Annotated in this window: 21 protein-coding genes; 17 read left to right on the top strand and 4 right to left on the bottom strand. The window is 40.7% G+C overall.

All coding sequences use genetic code 11. From position 1 onward, the window contains the following. The first annotated feature begins 68 nt into the window (after positions 1-68). Entirely contained in the window at positions 69-1796 is a 1728-nt protein-coding gene (gene ade / locus BK583_RS15415) for an adenine deaminase (protein ID WP_055736984.1), read from the top strand. Positions 1797-1839: 43 nt separating this feature from the next. On the opposite strand, the gene BK583_RS15410 is transcribed toward ade, so the two are convergent. Beyond that, positions 1840-4242, bottom strand: a complete 2403-nt coding sequence (locus BK583_RS15410) for a penicillin acylase family protein (protein ID WP_055736985.1) — start codon at positions 4240-4242, stop codon at positions 1840-1842. A gap of 114 nt (positions 4243-4356) precedes the next feature. Between BK583_RS15410 and BK583_RS15405 the strand changes: the two genes are divergently transcribed. After that, entirely contained in the window at positions 4357-5238 is an 882-nt protein-coding gene (locus tag BK583_RS15405; protein WP_038477948.1) for an aldose 1-epimerase family protein, read from the top strand. A 41-nt stretch (positions 5239-5279) separates the two neighbouring features. Here the strand turns inward: BK583_RS15405 and BK583_RS15400 are convergent, their stop codons facing one another. Further along, positions 5280-6182 (bottom strand): hydroxymethylglutaryl-CoA lyase, encoded by a 903-nt coding sequence (locus BK583_RS15400; RefSeq protein WP_038477951.1) that lies wholly within the window; start codon positions 6180-6182, stop codon positions 5280-5282. Between the two features lie 62 nt (positions 6183-6244). Then, positions 6245-6538 (bottom strand): hypothetical protein, encoded by a 294-nt coding sequence (locus tag BK583_RS15395; protein WP_055736986.1) that lies wholly within the window; start codon positions 6536-6538, stop codon positions 6245-6247. Positions 6539-6852: 314 nt separating this feature from the next. Here BK583_RS15395 and BK583_RS21315 point away from each other — a divergent pair, with 314 nt between their 5' ends. The 13 genes from BK583_RS21315 to BK583_RS15340 all read left to right on the top strand — a co-directional run bounded on the left by BK583_RS21315 (position 6853) and on the right by BK583_RS15340 (position 19736). After that, positions 6853-6984, top strand: coding sequence for a hypothetical protein (locus tag BK583_RS21315; protein WP_269083176.1), 132 nt, complete (start codon positions 6853-6855; stop codon positions 6982-6984). Between the two features lie 156 nt (positions 6985-7140). Then, on the top strand, positions 7141-8184 hold the full coding sequence (locus tag BK583_RS20495) for a FecCD family ABC transporter permease (RefSeq protein ID WP_038477954.1): 1044 nt from the start codon (positions 7141-7143) through the stop codon (positions 8182-8184). Beyond that, positions 8185-9195 carry a FecCD family ABC transporter permease gene (locus BK583_RS20490; protein WP_055736987.1) on the top strand — a complete coding sequence of 337 codons (1011 nt, stop codon included), beginning with the start codon at positions 8185-8187 and terminating at the stop codon, positions 9193-9195. A 13-nt stretch (positions 9196-9208) separates the two neighbouring features. Further along, positions 9209-10039, top strand: a complete 831-nt coding sequence (locus BK583_RS15385) for an ABC transporter ATP-binding protein (protein WP_038477960.1) — start codon at positions 9209-9211, stop codon at positions 10037-10039. A gap of 162 nt (positions 10040-10201) precedes the next feature. After that, positions 10202-10441 carry a hypothetical protein gene (locus BK583_RS15380; protein WP_055736988.1) on the top strand — a complete coding sequence of 80 codons (240 nt, stop codon included), beginning with the start codon at positions 10202-10204 and terminating at the stop codon, positions 10439-10441. A 181-nt stretch (positions 10442-10622) separates the two neighbouring features. Beyond that, positions 10623-11651, top strand: coding sequence for a serine hydrolase domain-containing protein (locus tag BK583_RS15375; RefSeq protein ID WP_055736989.1), 1029 nt, complete (start codon positions 10623-10625; stop codon positions 11649-11651). A 452-nt stretch (positions 11652-12103) separates the two neighbouring features. After that, positions 12104-12259, top strand: a complete 156-nt coding sequence (locus tag BK583_RS20840) for a hypothetical protein (protein WP_158318496.1) — start codon at positions 12104-12106, stop codon at positions 12257-12259. 215 nt (positions 12260-12474) lie between these two features. Beyond that, positions 12475-13170 carry a heptaprenylglyceryl phosphate synthase gene (pcrB, locus tag BK583_RS15365; protein ID WP_055737020.1) on the top strand — a complete coding sequence of 232 codons (696 nt, stop codon included), beginning with the start codon at positions 12475-12477 and terminating at the stop codon, positions 13168-13170. After that, a complete protein-coding gene (gene pcrA, locus BK583_RS15360; RefSeq protein ID WP_055736991.1) occupies positions 13171-15399 on the top strand; it encodes a DNA helicase PcrA in 2229 nt (742 codons plus the stop codon). A gap of 18 nt (positions 15400-15417) precedes the next feature. Further along, positions 15418-17433 carry an NAD-dependent DNA ligase LigA gene (gene ligA, locus BK583_RS15355; RefSeq protein WP_055736992.1) on the top strand — a complete coding sequence of 672 codons (2016 nt, stop codon included), beginning with the start codon at positions 15418-15420 and terminating at the stop codon, positions 17431-17433. 16 nt (positions 17434-17449) lie between these two features. After that, complete coding sequence (locus tag BK583_RS15350; protein WP_055736993.1) at positions 17450-18616, top strand: CamS family sex pheromone protein; 1167 nt, start codon at positions 17450-17452, stop codon at positions 18614-18616. A gap of 83 nt (positions 18617-18699) precedes the next feature. After that, positions 18700-19263, top strand: coding sequence for a GNAT family N-acetyltransferase (locus tag BK583_RS15345; protein ID WP_055736994.1), 564 nt, complete (start codon positions 18700-18702; stop codon positions 19261-19263). 14 nt (positions 19264-19277) lie between these two features. Continuing rightward, positions 19278-19736 carry a DinB family protein gene (locus BK583_RS15340; RefSeq protein ID WP_055736995.1) on the top strand — a complete coding sequence of 153 codons (459 nt, stop codon included), beginning with the start codon at positions 19278-19280 and terminating at the stop codon, positions 19734-19736. A 102-nt stretch (positions 19737-19838) separates the two neighbouring features. On the opposite strand, the gene BK583_RS20835 is transcribed toward BK583_RS15340, so the two are convergent. Then, a complete protein-coding gene (locus BK583_RS20835; RefSeq protein ID WP_158318497.1) occupies positions 19839-20006 on the bottom strand; it encodes a hypothetical protein in 168 nt (55 codons plus the stop codon). 183 nt (positions 20007-20189) lie between these two features. On the opposite strand from BK583_RS20835, the gene gatC reads away from it, so the two are divergent. Continuing rightward, positions 20190-20477, top strand: coding sequence for an Asp-tRNA(Asn)/Glu-tRNA(Gln) amidotransferase subunit GatC (gatC, locus tag BK583_RS15335; protein WP_038477980.1), 288 nt, complete (start codon positions 20190-20192; stop codon positions 20475-20477). Positions 20478-20501: 24 nt separating this feature from the next. Continuing rightward, positions 20502-21953, top strand: coding sequence for an Asp-tRNA(Asn)/Glu-tRNA(Gln) amidotransferase subunit GatA (gatA, locus tag BK583_RS15330; protein ID WP_055736996.1), 1452 nt, complete (start codon positions 20502-20504; stop codon positions 21951-21953). Positions 21954-21967: the final 14 nt, after the last annotated feature.

Raw genomic sequence — 21967 nt, 5'->3', positions numbered from 1 at the left:
TCAAAAAAAAGATGGTACAACGTGTTGAGATTCGCTACAATAGTCGTTAAAAACAAAAGGAGCCCTTTATGAGTGAATCTACGTCTTTAAAAAACCAATTACGTGCAGCAAGCGGAGAGCAGGCATGTGACCTGCTTTTAGAAAATGCAACCATTGTTGATGTATATACGTGCACAACGTTTCAAGGCAATATTGCGATCACAGATGGTATGATTGTTGGAATTGGTGCGTACACAAATGGGAAGCAAGTAGTAGATGTTAAAGGAAAGTGGATCTGCCCAGGTCTTCTAGATGGGCATGTACATATTGAATCAGGGATGGTTCGTCCAGAAGAGTTAGCTAAGGTGCTCATTCCTAGAGGAATAACAACGATTATTGCCGATCCTCATGAAATTGCTAATGTTGGTGGAACAGATGCAGTACGCTATATGATTGAGGCTTCAAAAAATATTCCTCTAGACATAAAGATGATGATACCATCAAGTGTTCCTGCTGCATGGTTTGAAGAAAACGGCGCAACTCTTTCTAGTCATGATGTGGATGTCCTTTTACAAGAAGGCAACGTTTATGGACTAGGAGAAGTGATGGATTATCCAGCAGTTTGTTCAGGAGACGATGAAATGTTGAGAAAGATCTCCCTTGCAAAAACAGCAGGCTGTCCAATTGATGGGCACGGGTCAGGATTAGATGAAAAAGCGCTTAATGCCTATCGCGTTGTTGGGATTGAAAATGATCACGAAGCCATCACTGGGGAAGAGGCGCTTGAGCGAGTGAGGAAAGGCTTTTATGTCCTCATGCGAGAAGGAACAGCAACACGTGATATGGAAGCGATTTTGCCAGCTGTAACGCCATTTAATAGTAGGCGCTTTGCTTTTGCTACAGACGATAAGCATTTAGATGATTTAATAGAAGAGGGCAGCATTGATTTTAGTGTACGTAAAGCCATTGAGCTTGGTCTTAATCCGTTACAAGCGATACAGCTAGGCAGTTTAAATACTGCAGAATGCTTTCAATTACAAGACCGTGGTGCCATTGCTCCTGGGAAAAAGGCGACCTTTCTTGTTCTAAATGATTTGAATACGTTTGAGGTCAATAGTGTGTACGTTGAAGGTGAGAAAGTAGCGGAAAATGGAAACTTGCTGACCTCTTTGCGTCCCAACATAGAAGTTCCATCACAGCTGTTAAATAGTGTTCGTGTGAAGCCCTTTACAAAACAGGATCTTCAGTTGCCACTAAAAAACAGCAATGAGGCTACCATTATTGAAGCTTCTTTAACATCTATTGTGACGAAAAAAGTTGTTGAAAAAGTAGAAATAGAAAACAACTGCTTCAAACCAAACAAAAACCAGTTAAAGTTAGTTGTGATGGAACGTCATCATCAAAAAGGAACCATCGGGGTTGGAATTTGTAAAGGTATACCAATTCAAAGAGGCGCAATTGTTTCAACGGTTGCACATGATTCACATAACATTATTGCCTGTGGTGTTGATGATGACAGTCTTTACCATGCACTAAACCATATCGTGGACATTGGTGGCGGCATGGCAGTCGTAGACGGTGACCGTGTACTAGCAACCCTTCCACTTGCAATTGGAGGGTTGATGTCAACACAGCCTGCTAGCCAAGTGAAATGGGCGTTAAATCAACTACAAGGAGCGTTAACCGAAATAGGCTATCAAGAGAAGGTAGACCCTTTTCTAACGTTAGCTTTTCTAGCGTTACCTGTTATTCCTTCTATTAAGTTAACCTCTAAAGGATTGTTCGATGTTGAAGCGTTCACCTTTATTGATCAATAAGAGAATAAAAAAATAGTTCTCAAAAGCGAGAACTATTTTTAGGTTATTGCGGTAGTAATGTAAGGTGTTGATGAGATGATTGATAAGACGTAGGATTGGTTGATGTTACATGATACTCACCATTTACCCAAGCTTCTCGCTGGTTATGATACGAATCGCTAAAGACGTGACCAGATTGACCGGGACCGACCAGGTGATGTGTATTCTCTAGATCCTCTAAATCCATTACACCACGCCAGCCAGCTCCATTGGTGACTACGCCAGTATCCGTATGGTAGCTTGCTGCTTTTACGGTGATACGGCTTCCATCAACGGGTAATGGAGAACCGTTAAACAAATAATTTAAAGGAGATATGGCAGCAAGTGGGTGATTAAAAACAACTTGGTGAAACGCACCCCACTCCCAGTCATCAGGCGTTGTCCCTTGAAGTTCTGTTGCCCGCTCAACGGCTTGTTGAAAACTTTCGTAGGCAAGAGTTTCTAATCCACCTGCCTTTTCTATCCAAGGTCCAGGCTGACCTTCATTCGCTGCCCGAATCATTTCATCAACAATGTTTGCTCTTCCTTCGAACAGCCCGTAAAGGTCAGTTGGAATATCGTCATTAAATAGTTGCTTTGTCAGGCCATCCATCCAAAAATGGAACAAAAGTGGTCCTGGTTCTTCTTTACGGTCTTCACGATTCCACGATTGAAGCATTGTTAGAGCTTGTTGTTCAATGTCCGTTAAGTCGCTCATCTCAAGTGCTTCAATAAGAATAGGGACAAATTCTTCTGCCTGCAAGTTTACTACATCCATTTGCAAGTTCATCATATCTTCTGCTGTGTGTTCATTTGAAGCGTATAGGACGTCGATAATTCGTTGATGACGATAGGGTTGTGCCCATGTATGTGTAATGTGGTAAGGATAGTCTTCTCCAACAATTTGGTTATTTGCCGTTGAGATAATGCCTGATTCAGGATTTATAATTGTTGGAAGTTCATCCCAAGGAATGTAGCCTTTCCACTGGTATGTAGGGTCCCAACCTGGAACGGGTAGTAATGCATCGTCCTCATCGGGGCGAATCGGAATGAGGCCATTGGCTCGATAGGCAATTGTTCCATCCTTACTAGCAAACACAAAATTTTGCGCAGGGGCTTGAAAAGACGTTAGCGCATCAGCAAATGTATCCCAATTATTAGCTCGATTGAAATCGAGGACCGCTTGTAATTCGGTGGTTGCCTCGTGGGCTGTCCACCGCATAGAGAGCGCGTATTCTGCTCCCTCTTCAAAGGATGCATATTCTGATAGGAGAGGACCATTCTTGGTAATCGTGATTTCGTGTTCGTATGGCTCTTGATCTGCAACAAGAATGGTTTCGGTAATTACTTCTGCTTCGTACCACTCATCGTCATATAGAAACATGGACGGATGATCAGGATGACGTTGCTCGAAATAAAGTTGCTGGACATCAGGGCCCACATTCGTTACACCCCAAGCGATATCTTCATTTGAGCCGAGAATAATCCCAGGAACACCTGCAAAAATTACCCCTGTTACATTAACAGATGGAGATGTTAAGTGAGTTTCATACCAAATACTTGGTGTCGCTAACCCAAGATGCGGGTCATCCGCAAGGAGTGGCTTACCCGAAGCGGTTCGTTCACCAGCCAAAACCCAGTTGTTACTACCAGAAAAAGGATGGGGCAAGTAGTTTGTCGTTGTTGCAAAGGCCGTTTCAATATCGATAGGTACCGACCTAGCCAAGTCTAATATGACGGGTCCATCAGTTGGGTAAACAGGCATTAAATCAAGGGCCTCTTCTTCAGTTACATGCTGCGCCAACCAATATCTAAATGCTTGACCTTGCCAATTTCCGCTTAAGTCATAGGCCATATATTTGCCGATTGTTAAAGAATCTAATGGTTCCCACGGGGACGGCTCGTATCCAGCTAGCCGAAACTCAATAGGAAGTTCTCCATTATCAATAGCGCTCTTCATAAATGCATTTACCCCAGCTGCGTAGGCTTCTAAATAACTGTATGTTTCCTCATCATAGGCTGCCTCTGATGCTTCTGCTGCTCGCCGTAATCCAAATGTACGGAAGTAACGATCTTGGTCAAGCATGCTTTCGCCGATCACTTCTGCCAATTGACCAGATGCTTGTCTGCGACTAAGATCCATTTGAAACAAGCGATCTTGAGCCGTAACAAAACCTTGCGCGAAATAGAGGTCATGGTCATTTTTTGCTTCAACATGCGGAACGCCTTGATCATCTCGATAGACCGATACTTCTGCGGATAATCCATTTAGCTCTAATGAACCTGACTTTTGTGGAATAGGCTTTTGAATTTGCAGATAGGCCCAAATCACCACCGCTAGTGCGACAATGATCAACCCACCTAACGTAATAAAGATTGTTTTTTTCCAAGGAAACCGTTTTGGTTGTTTTGTTTTTATTGTTTCCATGTAACCCTCCCTTTTCTAAAGAAAACGCTTTCGATTATTCATTTCGAATCAATTCAGTAAACTCCTGCATATTCGTTGCGTTTTTTCCAGACTTCTTCATACTAAAGATACACTATGCTTGATAAAGGGGGAATACGTATCATTATTATTGAGAATGACAGGTTGCAAGTTGAAATTGCACATAAAGGAGCAGAGGTCCAGAAAGTTACTCAAAAGACCACAACTCAAAATAGAATGTGGTCAGGCGATCCAGCTTATTGGGGAAGAGTGTCGCCTATTTTATTTCCTATTGTAGGTGGATTAAAGAATGAAACGTATTCGTATAAAGGAAAGTCGTATACCCTTCCTCGACACGGATTTTTAAGAGATCAAGTATTTGTGACTCATTCGCTATCAAAAACAAAAGCTCGCTTTCACTTTGAATCCTCCGGGCAGTTTGCACACGTGTATCCATTTGAATTTACTGTTTATATCGACTATGAGTTGCATGAAAATACCTTGCATATTCAATGGCGCGTAGTCAATAATTCCGAAGAAGAAATGTTGTTTTCAATTGGGGGACATCCAGCATTTTCACTCCCAATGGAAGAAAATACGAATCTAGAAGACCATGTTCTGACATTGCGATCAGAAAAAGAGGTCACGTCGTATCAATTAACAGACGGCTTATTAAAAGAGGTTGAAGCATTACCTCAGTCGCTTTCACTTGTGCCACGTTGGTTTAAAGACGATGCACTTGTTTACAAGGGAATTCAAACTGTGGAAATTCTTGTGAAGGAAGAGACAAAACTACGTGTTGATCTTCACGGTGCCCCTTATGTTGGTATCTGGTCCCCTTATAAAGAACAAGATCAAGAGCTTGCATTTATTTGTATTGAGCCTTGGTACGGGATTGCTGATAAATGGGATGCTAGTGGAAATTTAGAAGATAAAGAAGGGATTCAGCGAATTAATGCCAATGAATCGTTTAAGGAAGGTTATACGATCCATTTTTGAAGAATAAACAAAGCTTCTCGCTTTATGAGAAGCTTCCTCCATTACCGTTGTTCTGCTAAAGTACTTGTTTTGCCTGCTTTCATAACCATACCAGGCAGGGGCTTAGGGAACCAGTTTTGGATCATCTGAGCTGTTTGAATAAGACGATCAAGGTCTACACCTGTTTCTACACCCATCTCGTGAAACATATGAACCATATCTTCGGTACAAACATTTCCTACTGCCAGTGGAGCGTATGGACAACCTCCTAGACCACCAACTGAAGCATCAAAGTGACGAACGCCAGCCTCGTATCCAGCAAGGGTGTTGGCTAGAGCTAAACCACGCGTATTATGAAAATGGAGACCGAGGTTTAATTCGCTTCCAAACTCATCATACAATGAAGCGACTCGTTTTTTCACCATAGAAGGGTTTGCCATACCAGTTGTATCTCCGAGGACAATTTTACTTGCACCTGCTGTTAAAAAATGCTCAACCATCTTTAAGAGAGGCGATAAAGGAATCATTCCAGTAAACGGGCAGCCAAAGGACGTGGCAAGAATGGCCGTCACTGGCTTCAACTGTTGTGCTTCTTTAATACGGGGCAGTAGATCTTCTAATCCTTCTTGAACCGATCGTTTTGCGTTTTTTAAATTAAATGCATCACTGACAGCAATGGATGTGTGTAAATGGGTAATAGAGGTCATCATGGCACGATCAATACCGCGACTATTAAGAGCAAGTCCAGCTACTTGAATACGAGAAGGTCGATTCCATTGGTCCAGAATCGCTTCCGCATCAGCCATCGCAGGAACGAGCTTTGGATGCACAAAAGAAACCGCTTCCAATTTATCAAGACCCGAATCGACTAAGTGTTCAAGCATCCCGATCTTTTGTTCCGTTGTTAATAGAGTCTTTTCATTCTGTAATCCGTCACGAACACCAACTTCAAAGATTTCAATCATATAAGCAGCTCCTTCATGAATAGACTAGACTAAAAAGAGGGCTATAGGCAATGCCCTCCAATTTAAGCTTGCATAAACAGGTAGCGAAAAAAAGTGACCGCTGCAATAAATCCAATTCCGATTAAATAAATAATCGCCAGCCTGCGCTCACGTGAATCTGACGTTTTAAGCGCATGTAAAATTAAAAGAGCTGCTAAAACGATATTTAAGAGCGATACAATGAAAAAAGGGAAAATACTTTGGTAAAGATTTTGTGACGCGATCCCTACTAGATTTACTAGTGCAACAAGAATGAAAATCCACATGTAAATCATCATTACGAGGGAAGGTCTTTCTTTCTTTTGATTAGTCGTCATTAGGAAGCCTTCCTTTCAATACATGTCTGTCGTATGAACATACGACATAATGAGTATATAGAGAAATAATAAAGAGGGAAAAAGGAAATTGCATGTTCAAACGAGAAAAGAATAAGAAAGAATAAATGTTTCTTATCAACAAATGATTTCTCCTTAAGAGCAGGCGCTCCCTCTTTTGCAAGTGTAGCATATGCTACTACTTTTATGCCTATATTTTAAAGTGATAATCCTTACAATATCTTAACCTTTTATTAAACTGAACAACATGGTTGGCTCATATACTAAAAGTAAGAAAGATAAAGGAGGGTTAAACGATGGAAGAAAAAATGCATAATGAAACAGGCGAAAATTTAGTTGTGGGTGCTCTATGGGCTCTGCTAATGAGTATACCTTTATGGATTGGTATTGCGTACGTCAGTTACAAGCTTTTTCTTTCGTTTTCCTAATGAATGTTCAGAAAAAAATGGTAAATAAAATGAATCAATCACCTTAAAAGGGTAAACAAAGACGAGATTTCTTGTTTTTTGTTTACCCTTTTCTCATAATGATGTATGATAATGATTATCAATAGAATGTAGCAAGTGGAAGAGGAAAATGATCGTATGGGGAGACAATCAGCCGTAACAACTTTAGAAAAAGCAAAAGCGCGCTCAAAACCTAGTCACGCATTCCTTGTGATCGGTCTTGGTCTTGTTCTTTTAACTGTTGCACTGGTTTTTTCCATTTCGTTCGGTGCTGCTAATATAAGTGTTGGGACAATTTGGGATGCAATTACAGCATTTAATCCAACACGAACGGAACATCAAATTATTTACGATATTCGTATACCGAGAGCGTTAGGAGCAGCGTTAGTTGGGAGCTTCTTAGCTGTATCAGGAGCGATTATGCAAGGCATGACGCGAAATCCTCTAGGGGAGCCTTCCATCATGGGTGTAATGGATGGCGCAGCCCTTGCTATTGCCATTATGTTTGCATTTAGTGCAAGTATTTCCGGCACAAGCTTAATGGTGGCAGCGTTTATTGGGGCTGGAGCAGGGGCAGCATTTGTCTTTTTCATTGGTTCCTTTGCCCGAGGCGGACTGACGCCGGCTAAGCTTGCCCTTGCTGGTGTTACAGTTGGAGCCTTTTTAAGTGCAATCTCTTCTGGTATTGCGATTCACTTTAATGTCGCTCAAGATATTAGTTTTTGGTTTGCCGGTGGTTTAGCTGGCATGTCATGGTCAAATTTACAAATGATTGTCCCAGTCGCCATTGGAGGGTTAACCCTTGCTTTAATCCTTTCTCGCTCTGTCACCGTATTAAGTCTAGGAGAAGATGTAGCAAAAGGGTTAGGGCAACGCATTCGCCTCATTAAAACCCTAGGTGTCATTGTTGTGTTATTGCTCACAGGTGCTGGTGTAGCAGTGGCAGGTGCGATTGGGTTTATAGGATTAGTGATACCACATATCACAAGAGGTTTAGTTGGCGTTGATTATCGCTACATTATCCCTTGCTCCGCCGTTCTTGGTGCATTGTTACTGGTGTTAGCCGATTTAGCTGCACGAATGATTAATGCACCGTTTGAAACACCAGTCGGGGCAATGACAGCTTTGATTGGCGTTCCATTCTTCCTGTATCTCGCTAGACGTGACGGGAGGAAATTATAAATGAATGCATTAGTAAAAAAGCCAGCCTTTAAGGTTGTTACCCTTATCTTACTTATTTTTTTAACGTTTATCGCTTCTTTACAAACAGGAGCCATTCAAATTCAGCCTGTAGATGTTCTACGTACATTAGTCGGCCTTGGTTCAGAACGAGATGCCCTTATTTTATTCGAATTCCGACTACCTCGAATGGTTATTGCGCTTCTCGTTGGAGCGGCATTAGCTGTATCAGGAGCTATTTTACAAAGTATTTCTCAGAATGAATTAGCTGATCCTGGGATTCTTGGAATTAATACAGGTGCAGGACTCGCTGTCGTCATTTTCATTTACTTTTTTCAAGGCTCTTTGTCAGGGGTGAGTCAGCTTACCATTTTTATTATGCCGCTTTTCGCTTTTATTGGAGCGGCGTTTGCTGCCTTTTTAATTTATGTATTTGCTTGGAAAAAAGGTATTACACCAGTTCGGCTTATTTTAGTTGGTATTGCTGTTAACGCTGCATTCAGTGCCCTTCTTATCGTCATACAATTGAGGATGGCACCGAATGATTTTATGCAAGCAACGATTTGGCTTACAGGTAGTATTTGGGGATCAACGTGGTCATATGTGCTAACGATTTTACCTTGGTTACTCATTTTAGTCCCTCTAGCTGTTTATAAAGCGAGAACATTAAATGTCATGCAGGTGGGAACCGAATCTGCCATATCATTAGGGGTGTCAATGGAAAAAGAAAGACGTTTGTTACTAATCCTTGCAGTAGCACTAGCAGCCATATCTGTTGCAGTAGCAGGAGGAATCGCCTTTCTAGGGTTAGTTGCCCCACACATTGCGCGTAAGTTAGTTGGGCCCCAGCATCAAATAATGATCCCTACAGCGACTCTTGTTGGAGCGTTCATTTTATTGGCAGCTGATATGATTGGGCGAAATGTGTTAGCACCTTCTGAGATTCCAGTTGGCATTGTCATTGCGATTATTGGTGCACCGTACTTTTTATATCTTTTAATGAGAACACCTTAGGAGGGGAAAACGATTGTCACGATTAACTACTGAACAACTTTCCATTGGATATGAGAAACGAGAAATTGTACGTGATCTCCATTTGAATATACCAGATGGGAAAATAACAACGATTATTGGGCCAAATGGTTGTGGGAAGTCTACCATCTTAAAAACAATTGCTCGCATCTTACAAGCTTCAAAAGGGGCTGTTTATTTAGATGGAAAGTCCATTCATAAGCAGTCCACAAAAGAGATTGCGAAGAAGATGGCCGTGTTACCTCAGTCGCCTGAAGCGCCAAGCGGGTTAACCGTAGAAGAGTTAGTCGCCTATGGTCGTTATCCCCACCAAAAAGGTTTCGGTCAATTAACAGATTACGATAAAGAGTTAATTCGTTGGGCGCTAGAGCAAACGAATATGGAAGAATTCGCAGACCGTTCCATTGAAGCACTGTCTGGAGGACAACGTCAGCGTGTGTGGATTGCGATGGCCCTCGCACAAGAAACAGATATTCTTCTTTTGGACGAACCAACGACGTATTTGGATTTAGCACACCAGCTTGAAGTATTACAAGTTTTGGAGCGTTTAAATCAAGAACAGAATCGGACAATCGTTATGGTTATTCATGATTTAAATCATGCGGCTCGATTTGCAGACTATATGGTTAGTATTCGTTCAGGTGAAATAGTAAAAGAAGGAACACCTGAAGAGGTAATGAATACGAAAGTGTTAAAAGATGTTTTTCAGATTGATGCCAGTATTGTCGCAGACCCCCGCACAGGAAAACCAGTTTGTTTAACGTATGATCTTCTTCAGAAAGAAGCCACGTTAAAGCAAGCAGACAAGATTCCTGCGTTCGCTTAATCCTTTTATTTACAGCTTATCAACCGTTGGTAAGCTGTTTTTGATTTCAATTAGAGAAAGAAAGAGTAAAATAGCTACGCTTCTGTTGTTTTTTTGAAAAAACCATTTTAATCGCTCATAATAAGTTTGTGATTAGCTAGAGATTGATTTAAGGAGGTGCGTATGAGTCTAGCAAGATCGTTTTTAATCGTGACATTGGGATTAACTCTAACCATCACTTTTTTAACGGGTGTATTATCTCCAGCGAATGCAACGATCATTATAGCAGTCTACCTTGTTGCGTCCTTACTCGAAGCACTTCACTTTGGACAGACAAGAAAAGTGAGCCGAAGTATAGCAACCGTTTCCTACGTTATGCTTGTGGTTTCCTCTATCCTATTGTTTCTTCTTTACTTTTCTTAGACCGATGGTGTACAAGACTACAGAATGAAGATTGATAATTGAAAAAAATCAATTTGAATGCTAAGCTCTAGTAAGTAAAGGAGGAGAGCAGAATGATTCGTTTCCAAATGTGAAAAGGCTGATTGAATGTGTTTTTATATAGGCCAACTTGCTCGAAAAACACATTCAGGAGGAATAAAAAATGAATAAATATATGAACTGGACTAGTCTTACTGAAAAACAAAAGGAACTGCAATTCTCTGGGAGTATCCATGTACGTAAGAATGGTACAAATCTAATTTCAGATGGATTCGGTCATGCAATCCGTTCAGAACAAATAAAAAATCAACCACAGACTCGTTTTTCCATTGCGTCTGGTAGCAAAATCTTTACGTCTATTGCTATTTGTAAGCTAGTGGAAGAAGGAAAACTCACATTCGACACAACTATCAAAAACTGCTTACGTGTGGCACTACCATATTTCGACGACGCGATCACCATCCATCATCTTTTAACCCATACATCAGGAATTCCAGACTACTTTGATGAAGATAAAATGGATGACTATGAGGAGCTTTGGGAGACATTCCCTATGTATCAAGTTCGTTCTCCAAAAGACTTCCTACCCATGTTTCAGTTAGAGAAAATGCAAGATAAAGTTGGTCGTACTTTTAAGTACAATAACACAGGCTATATTCTCTTAGGTCTCGTTGTTGAGGCAATAAGTGGAATGGATTTCGATGCCTATATTGCTAAAACGATTTTCACGAAAATCGGTATGACTAATTCAGGCTATTTTTCAGTGGATGAACTTCCTGAGAATGTGGCATGTGGCTATATTGAGAAACCTGATGGAGCAGTGAAAACAAATGTGTTTTCTCTACCTGCTAAAGGCGGACCAGACGGTGGGGCCTATGTGACTGCACATGATATGGGCATTTTTTGGGAAGCGCTCATGAATGGTGAACTGTTATCAGCTGAAATGATGCGGAATTTTATGGCTCCTCAAGAGCCTGTTGATGAGGACATATTCTATGGCTATATCGGATATATGGAATCAAATGAACAGGGAGTCGTTAAGTTTATACAAATGGGCTATGATCCAGGTGTTAATTATCGGTCAGTCTATTATCCAGAGCACGATCTGATCATTATTGTTTGTTCGAATCAATCAGAAGGTGCGTATGAAATGCTTAAAGAGTTGGAGCGTATAACTGTAAACGAGATATGAGTAAATAGAGGCTGGGACAAAAGTAGATAGACAGACCAAAATGACGAACATTCCTGAAAATAGGAACGTTCGTCGTTTATTTTATATGAACATTAGCGAAGGATTCTCCTGTAGCGGTGCTATTCAGCATATTTTAGACTATTCGTCTTTTCAAATACTACTTTTGGTTATGTCCCAGCCTCTATTTTTCTTCAATTAAAACGTTGATGAAATTTTTACAACAGTAGAGACAAAAAAAGAAATAGAAATGCATTGACAATGATAATGATATTCGTTATCATTTAGGTAGAACGTGACACATACACGTCTAGTTAATAGACCCCTTTTGGACCCTTGCAAAGCCTAATGCAGGGGTTTTTTGCTGTTTGAAACGGCTATTTTTTAGTAAGCACATGAATAATGAAACAGTGGGTAATCCTAATCCCATGATGCTAAAAAAGGGGCCTAAACTGATGATTACCGATGATGAACGATTTATTTTTGAGAGAGAATTAGCGCAGCTTGAATTGGAAAAGCAAAGCAACCAGCTCAATGAACGCTATAAAATGTATATAGATGAACAAATCGAGTTGTTAGAGAGTGTAATCTATGGAGATGAAAAAGAATAACTAGAGGCAACCTTCAATTAGCGAAGTGCCTTAGAAAACGGAAAAGCTCTTCTTCTGCTTAAATGCAAATACGAAAGAGCTTTTTTAAATGAAATAAATTCCGTTATTTTCACGCAATGGATACACGACATGCGTGTCTAACTTTGTTATAATAATGTGCAGAACGAACGTGCGTATTTGTGCTCGTTAAAGGGAGGCACGCGTGAATAACGATGATGAATAACATAAATGAGTGGTCGCATGTATTTAAGCTTGACCCTAATAAAGAATTAACAATAGATCATTTAGAGCGTTTATGTGAATCAGGAACCGACGCAGTGATTGTCGGTGGCACTGACGGTGTGACGTTAGATAATACATTAGAATTACTTGTACAAGTGCGACGATATCCGATAACCGTTGCACTGGAAGTCTCGAATATGGATTCCATTACGCCTGGGTTTGATTATTATTTGATTCCAACGGTTTTAAATAGCCGCAATCCCAACTGGATTATTGGTCAACATCACCAGGCGATGAAGGAGTATGGTGAATTAATTGATTGGGATACGTTCATTCCTGAGGGGTATTGTGTACTGAATCCAAATGCTAAGGTAGCAGAGTTGACTGATGCTACTACTGACTTGTCTGTGGAGGATGTAACGGCTTATGCAAGACTGGCAGAAAACATGTTACACTTGCCGTTCTTCTATATAGAATATAGTGGACAGAAAGGTTCTGTTGATGTGGTGAAGGAAGCGAAAGCAGCCCTCTCTTCAACAAAACTAATTTATGGCGGTGGAATTGAAAACGCTGAAGAGGCAAAGCAATATGCGCAGTATGCTGATGTAACAGTTGTCGGTAACGCTATTTATACAAATTTTAAAGAAGCAATAAAGACAGTAAAAGCAGTAAAAGGTGGTGCTTCATAAATGCAAGAGACGATCATTGAACGAATGTTAGAAGGTCTAAACCCAGAACAACGAAAAGCGGTTGTGCACACAGATGGCCCAGTCTTACTTATGGCTGGAGCTGGTAGTGGAAAGACGCGTGTCTTAACACACCGAATTAGCTATTTGTTACGTCACAATCAAACGCCTCCATGGGCAGTGCTTGCCTTAACGTTTACGAATAAAGCAGCACGAGAAATGAAAGATCGAGTTGCACAATTAGTTGGTCCAATTGCTGAAGATATTTGGATTTCCACTTTTCACTCCATGTGTGTTCGTATTTTAAGAAGAGACATTGACCGGATTGGTTACAACCGTAACTTTTCAATTCTAGATTCGTCAGATCAACTTTCTGTTATTAAGCAAATTTTAAAAGCACAGAACATTGACACCAAAAAGTTTGATCCTAAAGCAATACTTAGCATCATTTCTAGTGCGAAAAACGAGCTAAAATCTGCGAAAGCTTTCGCGAAAACAGCTGAGGGCATGTTTGATCAAGTAGCCGCAGACGTCTATCTAGAATTTGAAAAGCGCTTAAAAGTAAACAATGCGTTAGACTTTGATGATTTAATTATGAAGACAATTGAATTGTTCAGCGATGTGCCTGAAGTCCTCGAATTTTATCAACGAAAATTCCAATACATTCATGTTGATGAGTATCAAGATACAAATAAAGCGCAATATAAGCTTATAAAGCTAATGGGCGACCGTCTACAGAATATTTGTGTTGTCGGTGATTCCGATCAGTCAATTTATAAATGGCGAGGAGCGGATATTCAGAATATCCTCTCATTTGAAAAAGACTACCCAGATGCAACGGTCATTATGCTGGAGCAAAACTATCGTTCCACAAAAACGATCTTGCAAGCTGCTAATAAAGTAATTGGAAATAACGGGAACCGGAAGCCGAAAAACCTTTGGACTGAAAATGACCAAGGGGAAAAGATAACTGTTTATGAAGCGGCATCTGAGCAAGCCGAGGCACAATTTGTTGTGGAGAAAATAAAAGAAACAGCGGCAAAAGAGTCAAGTTTTTCTTATGCTGATGTGGCCATTCTTTACCGAACGAACGCCCAATCTCGAATTATTGAGGAATTCTTCATTAAATCGAATCTAGAGTACACGATTGTCGGCGGGACAAAGTTCTATGATCGTAAAGAAATTAAAGATGTTCTTGCTTATCTACGATTAGTGTCTAATCCAGAAGAAGATATTAGTTTAGCGCGAATCGTTAATGTGCCGAAAAGAGGAATTGGGGCAACAACGGTAGATAAAATTGCTGCCTACGCAACTCAAAATGGCTTATCGATGTATCGAGCTTTGGCTGAAATTGATCATATTGGTGTAACCGCTCGGGCTAAAACAAAACTGGTTGAATTTCGTGATCAAGTGAGTGGTTGGGTGCAACAACAAGATTATCTGTCGGTAACAGAACTAGTTGAAGAATTACTAGACAAAGTAGGTTACCGAGATATGTTAAAAGCAGAACAAACGATTGAAGCCCAATCACGTTTAGAGAATATTGATGAGTTTATTTCCGTTACGCAGGAATTTGAAAAGCGTAGCGAGGAAAAAGACTTAGTTTCTTTTCTAACAGACTTAGCACTAGTAGCCGATATTGACCAACTTGATGATGACAAGGTGGAAGCTCCGAAAGAGGCTATCACGCTTATGACTCTTCATTCAGCTAAAGGGCTAGAATTCCCTTATGTGTTTCTAATTGGAATGGAAGAAGGCATTTTTCCTCACAATCGTTCATTATTTGATGATGAAGAAATGGAAGAAGAACGACGTTTAGCATATGTAGGAATAACGAGAGCTGAAAAAGAATTGTATGTAACGAGTGCAAAAATGAGAACATTATACGGACGAACCAATACGAATCCATCGTCACGTTTTATAGCAGAAATTCCAGAAGATTGTAAGGAACCCTACGGTGTGCCTGTCTGGAATAGAGGGAATCAACAAGGGAGTAGCGCAGCTTCTATGGCTGCAAAGCGAACAAGTGCTATGTCTTCAAGAATGACAAATACAGGCGGAGACAGCTTTCAATGGGCTGTTGGTGATAAAGCGTCTCACAAAAAATGGGGCGTCGGTACAGTTGTTAGTATAAAAGGAGAGGGAGACTCAGTCGAACTTGATATTGCGTTTACACCTCCTACAGGCATTAAACGATTGTTCGCTAAGTTTGCCCCGATTACGAAAGTATAAGGTAAAGGAGATACATGAATGGACAAGCAACAAGCTGAGGGCAAGATGAAAGAGTTGAAAGAACAATTAGAGGAGTATGGCTACCATTACTATGTCCTCGATCAACCGAAAGTTCCAGATGCAGAATACGATCGTTTACTTCAGGAGTTAGTTCATCTAGAGGAAGCGTACCCTGAGTTAGCAACTGACGATTCACCTACGATGCGTATTGGGGGAGAACCCGCATCTGCATTTAAAAAAGTAACCCATCGTGTCCCGATGATGAGCTTGTCTAACGCGTTTTCAGCCGATGATTTACGTAGCTTTGACCGACGTGTGCGTCAAGCAGTTGGTGAGCAAGTTTCGTATGTGTGCGAGTTGAAGTTTGATGGTTTGGCGATCTCTCTAACGTATGAAAACGGTTCGCTTGTACGAGGTGCAACAAGAGGAGATGGAACTACAGGAGAAGAGATTACAAGCAATTTGCGCACCATCCCTTCTATCCCATTACGGTTAAAAAAGCCTGTTTCGATTGAGGTTCGTGGCGAAGCCTATATGCCAAAACAATCGTTTGAGCGCTTAAATGAAGCGAAGGAACAAGCTGGAGAAGAAAAATTTGCGAATCCCAGAAATGCGGCAGCTGGATCATTACGACAGCTTGATCCTAAGATTGCGGCTAAACGGAATTTAGCTATGTTTGCTTATTCCATTGGTGAATTACGTGGTCAAACGATTACGAGTCATCATCAAGGGTTGGCGTTGTTAGATGATTTAGGTTTTAAAGTGAATAAAGAAGCGACAGTATGTGAAACCATTGATGAAGTGATAGCATTTACGGAAAAATGGGTTGAAAATCGTCATGAACTCCCTTACGAAATTGATGGGATCGTCATTAAAGTGAATGATCTTGCTCAACACGAAACGTTGGGCTTTACAGCTAAAAGCCCACGCTGGGCAACAGCATACAAATTTCCGGCAGAGGAAGTAATGACCACATTACACAAGATTGAATTGAACGTAGGACGAACAGGGGTTGTAACGCCAACAGCTGTTCTCGAGCCCGTTGTCGTTGCTGGGACAACCGTAAAGCGGGCATCCCTCCACAACGAAGATTTAATTCGGGAAAAAGATGTTAAGCTCGGCGATACGGTGATCGTAAAAAAAGCAGGCGACATTATTCCTGAAGTCGTTGCGGTTATAACAGAAAAGCGTACTGGAAAAGAAATTGATTTTCATATGCCTACAGAATGTCCTGAATGCGATAGCGAACTAGATCGGATTGAAGGAGAAGTAGCGTTGCGCTGTTTGAATCCGAAATGTCCAGCTCAAATTCGAGAAGGGCTTATTCATTTCGTTTCAAGAAATGCCATGAATATTGATGGTTTAGGTGAAAAAGTGATTAGCCAGCTGTTCTCTCATCAATTAATTGCAGATGTAGCCGATCTTTATACGTTAGATCGTGACGAACTACTTGCACTAGAACGAATGGGTGAAAAATCTGTGGACAATTTACTCGACGCTATCCACCGGTCAAAAGACAACTCACTTGAGCGTTTATTATTTGGCTTAGGGATACGCTTTGTTGGCGCGAAAGCAGCCAAAACACTTGCATTGGCGTTTGATTCAATGGATCGCCTTCGTCAAGCTTCTGTGGATGAGCTTTTAAGCATTAATGAAATTGGCGAAAAAATGGCGGATTCAATTGTGTCTTATTTTGATAAACCGGAAGTAGATGAGTTGCTTGAAAAATTGAAGCAAGCGGAAGTGAATATGCAGTATACAGGTGCAAGACCAGTGTTAGAGCAAAGCGACCATGAATCGCCATTTAGTGGGAAGACGATTGTTTTAACAGGTAAATTAAGTCATTGGAATCGTAAAGAAGCCCAAGAAAAAATCGAAGCACTAGGTGGTACTGTAACAGGCAGTGTTAGTAAAAAAACAGATATTGTTATTGCTGGAGAAGATGCTGGTTCAAAGCAGAAAAAGGCAGAAAGTCTTGGCATTACCATTTGGACAGAAGCTGAATTTGTGCAAACTATGGAAGATTTAGATTGAGAAAGGGGTACGTTCAATGAAACGTTGGGGGATCATTGGGCTAAGCACCATGCTTTTAGCAGGCTGTACGATTTTCGGAGGAAATGATGGGGCGGAGCAAGATGTACCAGAAGTGGAGATAACGGATGATTCACTGAGCGTTATACCGCCTGTTGCTTCAGAAGAAAATCATTATTCAAGTGTGTTAAAGGATGGTGCCTATCTACATGGAGAAACACGAGGGTACGGAGTAAACACAATGAATCGTAGTAATTTAGATTGGTTTGAATTAGGGTTAGAAGAAATTGCAAAGGATACGTTTGATCCAGGTTCCTACTATTTTCAGGAGGGACAACATCTAACAAGGGGAACTGTTGTAAACTGGATTAACCGCTATAGTGATACCAATCCAGATGGTTTAAATCCAGAGCTAGGAGTGGATGATGAAGAGGTAGATTTACAAGAATCTATCGATGCTCGTAAGCAAAACCCACTTATTTTAAGAAATATTCTAGAGCATAATTATATGCAGCCAAGCGAGAATGGTACGTATGAGACAGAGGGCATCGTCATTGGTTTAGCGCTCTATAGTGTCTATTCCTTTACGTATGAAGGGACACCTGATTCTCAAGAGATCTCTGCAAGCCAACAGGAACAAGCTGGAAAAGAAGCAGCTGAACAAATTGTGGAACGCTTGCGTAATGGTGCGAGTGCGCTAGAAGAAGATATTCAAGATGTCCCGATTGTTTTTGCTTTATTTGACGATAAACCGAGCAACAACCTTAATGCTGGGAATTTCTTTATGAAAGGCGTATTTGAACCAGGACAAGAGGGGGAGTGGACTGACATTAATGAAACCCATATCCACTTTCCATCTACTGACGCAAACAATGATTACCAATACGACGCGGATCGGTTTTCTAAATTCCAATCAGACATTCAAGGATTCTTTGAAAATCATGTTGGAGTTGTCGGAAAGGCTCGGTATGAAGAGAACCGTTTAGCCAAACTAGTCGTTAACATTAATATTCAATACAAAGGAAAAGCAGAGGTTGTAGCGCTGACCCAGTTTGCAGCTTCTAAAGCAGAAGAATACTTTGAAGAAGTACCGATAGACATTGAAATATCGTCGATGTCGGGTGTGATTGAAGGCATTGTATCTTATTACCCTGATCGAGATCCGTTTATTTACGTGACAAACTAAAAGTGGACCAGTTCTTAAATGAGCTGGCTACTTATCTGTATTTTATTTTCGGAATTTTCATTTCTTATGTTGGGGGTATTTAAATGAATCCGCTACTACGTCATTTACCAGAAGAAATCTATACAGATCGATTACGAATTCGTGTTCCCCAAAAGGGAGATGGTGATACGGTTTATGCAAGTATACAACGTTCAAAAGAAGAGTTAAAAAAATGGCTTCCGTTTGCTATGAAGGAACAGACAGCTGCAGAGGTGGAACAAAATTTACGTGAAGCATATGCAAAATTTCTTCTAAGGCAAGACATTCGATTACTCCTTTTTGAAAAAAGCAGTGGCGCATTCGTAGGTTCCTCTGGACTGCATCAATTAGACTGGGATGTTCCAAAATGTGAAATTGGCTATTGGATTGATTCTCATAAAAGTGGATATGGATTCGTAACAGAAGCAGTCGAGGCAATTACAGCGTATGCTTTTACTCATATTCAAGCAAAACGGGTGTGTATTCGCTGTGACTCAGCGAATCAAAACAGTCGTGCAGTTGCTGTACGAGCAGGCTTTCAACTGGAAGGTATCTTAAAAAATGATGAGTGGTCTGTTGACAAAACCATGCTAACAGATACGGCTATTTATGCAAAAACAGTAGAATAGGGGGGCTTTCATCGATGGAAGTGTTTTTTCACTACAATTGGCAAGTTCGTAAAGAATGGATGAATTGGTGTGAACAATTAAGCCAAGAAACATTTCTAAAAGAGCGAATTGGTGGTGTTGGGAGTTTTGCCAAAACGTTACACCATATTATTGATGTAGAGTGGAGCTGGATTAGACGATTGGAATGTAAGCCAGATCCAGAAGCAACTTTATCACAGGAAACAACACTTCAAGACATACGACAACTTCAGCAAATGTACCAGTATGATGTGCAAGCATTTGTTAAACGTTGGTCGCCTTCATATGAAAATCGGTTATTTGATGATGGGCATCCGCCACTCGATACGTGGGGAGTCATTATGCGGCATATTATTGCCCATGAAATTCATCATATTGGCCAACTGTCGATATGGGCAAGAGAACTTGACTTAAAGCCAATTTCGGCAAATGTCATTGGAAGAAAACTTAGTTGATCCATTCAAGCATGACAATGATTTTACTTGTCAAGCTCTTTCTATCGCACAAATTGGTTGGGCGATGTTGTAATTTGGGAAGGGTAATATCGTCATTGTAGATTAATGATAGGGCTTTACTTCCCAAGGTGGCGGTTTGCTAAGATGCACATTTAATTTATAGGCAAAGGCTTGTGCTGTTTCATAGGAATCGAAAATGAGTGGTTGTTGATTACTAGATCTTAATAGAACTGTGACCGAGTTGTTTGACGTTCGTTCCAGTCGGTACATACATACCTCCTTTTTTTGCTTTTCTACTTAACGTTACTTTCATAAAGTATCGCAGAAAAACTGGCAGAAAGATAGCGTTTTCAGAAATATTGTGAAATTTTTAAGGTGATGCTTTGTTGCTTGAGTGTGTTGAATTTGGTATTATTAATCATATTGTCAAAAGTTCGTTTTGGAGGTGCCGTTATGTCTAGAATTTCACAAGAACAAGTTAAACACGTCGCTCATCTTGCGCGTTTATCCATAACAGAAGAAGAAGCAGAGCGTTTTCAGGGGCAGTTAGAAGCTATTATTACTGCCGCAGAGCAGTTAAATGAAGTTGATACAGAAGGTGTTATCCCTACAACCCATGTGCTAACGATGCATAACGTTATGCGTGAGGATAAGCCAGTTGAAGGGTTAAAAGTAGAAGAAGTGTTAAAAAATGCGCCAGATCACGAAGGCGGACAAGTCCGTGTTCCTTCAGTGTTTTAGTGGTTGTTTAAGAGGAGGACAAGCATGTCATTATTTGATCATTCAATAAAAGAGCTGCATCATAAGTTAGCAGCAAAAGAAATTAATGTGAGTGACCTTGTTGATACGTCGTACAAGCGTATTGGAGAAGTAGACGATAAGGTTAAAGCGTTTCTAACGTTAGATGAAGAACGAGCTCGCACTTTAGCGAAGCAATTAGATGAAGTGGATGCGTCTGCAAAAGATGTATTGTTCGGAATGCCAATTGGAATTAAGGATAATATCGTTACAAAAGACTTACGTACAACATGTTCAAGTAAAATGCTAGAAAACTTTAACCCGATTTACGATGCAACTGTCATGAACAAGCTAAGAGCGGCTGAGACCATTACAATCGGAAAAATTAATATGGATGAGTTTGCGATGGGTTCTTCAAATGAAAACTCAGCGTTCCAAACAACAGCAAATCCTTGGAATACAGACTATGTTCCTGGTGGATCAAGTGGGGGCTCAGCAGCTGCTGTAGCTGCTGGTGAAGTACCATTTTCTCTTGGTTCTGATACAGGTGGTTCGATTCGTCAGCCTGCAGCATATTGTGGAGTTGTTGGTTTAAAACCTACATATGGTCGTGTATCAAGGTATGGTTTAGTTGCGTTTGCATCTTCCCTTGATCAAATTGGTCCAATTACGCGTTCTGTAGAGGACAATGCATATTTGTTTGAAGCAATTGCTGGTCACTGCCCTTCTGATTCTACGTCTGCACAGTTACCGGTTCCTCCGTACCATGAGTCTCTAACTGGTGATATTAAAGGTTTGCGAATCGCAGTGCCGTCTGAATATCTTGGAGAAGGTGTCGATCCAGATGTACGTCAATCGGTACTTGATGCGCTAGCTGTCTTAGAAAAAGAAGGTGCCATATGGGAAGAAGTTTCCTTACCGCACTCGAAGTATGCTCTTGCTGCGTATTATGTGATTGCATCTTCCGAAGCTTCTGCCAACCTTGCTCGTTTTGATGGTGTTCGGTATGGTTATCGTGCTGAAGGAGCTAAAGACTTACTCGACCTTTATAAGAAGACGCGCTCTGAAGGGTTTGGAGATGAAGTGAAGCGTAGAATCATGCTTGGTACATTCGCATTAAGCTCAGGTTACTACGACGCTTATTATAAAAAAGCACAGCAAGTTCGTACACTTATCAAGAAAGATTTTGATGAAGTGTTTGCTTCTTACGATGTTGTTATTGGTCCGACTACACCTACACCTGCATTCCGAATTGGTGATCAATTAAATGATCCAATGACGATGTATGCGAACGATATTTTAACCATTCCTGTTAACCTTTCTGGTGTACCAGCATTATCGGTTCCATGTGGATTTAAAGATGGTTTACCGCTAGGCTTACAAATTATTGGTAAGCACTTCGATGAAGCAACGATTTACCGTGTTGCCGATGTGTACGAAAAAGCAACACCATTTTCTAAAGAAAAGCCAGCATTGTAAGGGAGGGAATTCGT

This window comes from Shouchella oshimensis, assembly GCF_002019765.1.
GTDB classification, from domain to species: Bacteria; Bacillota; Bacilli; order Bacillales; family Bacillaceae_D; genus Shouchella; species Shouchella oshimensis.
This window is presented reverse-complemented; position numbering and strand designations above follow the sequence as displayed.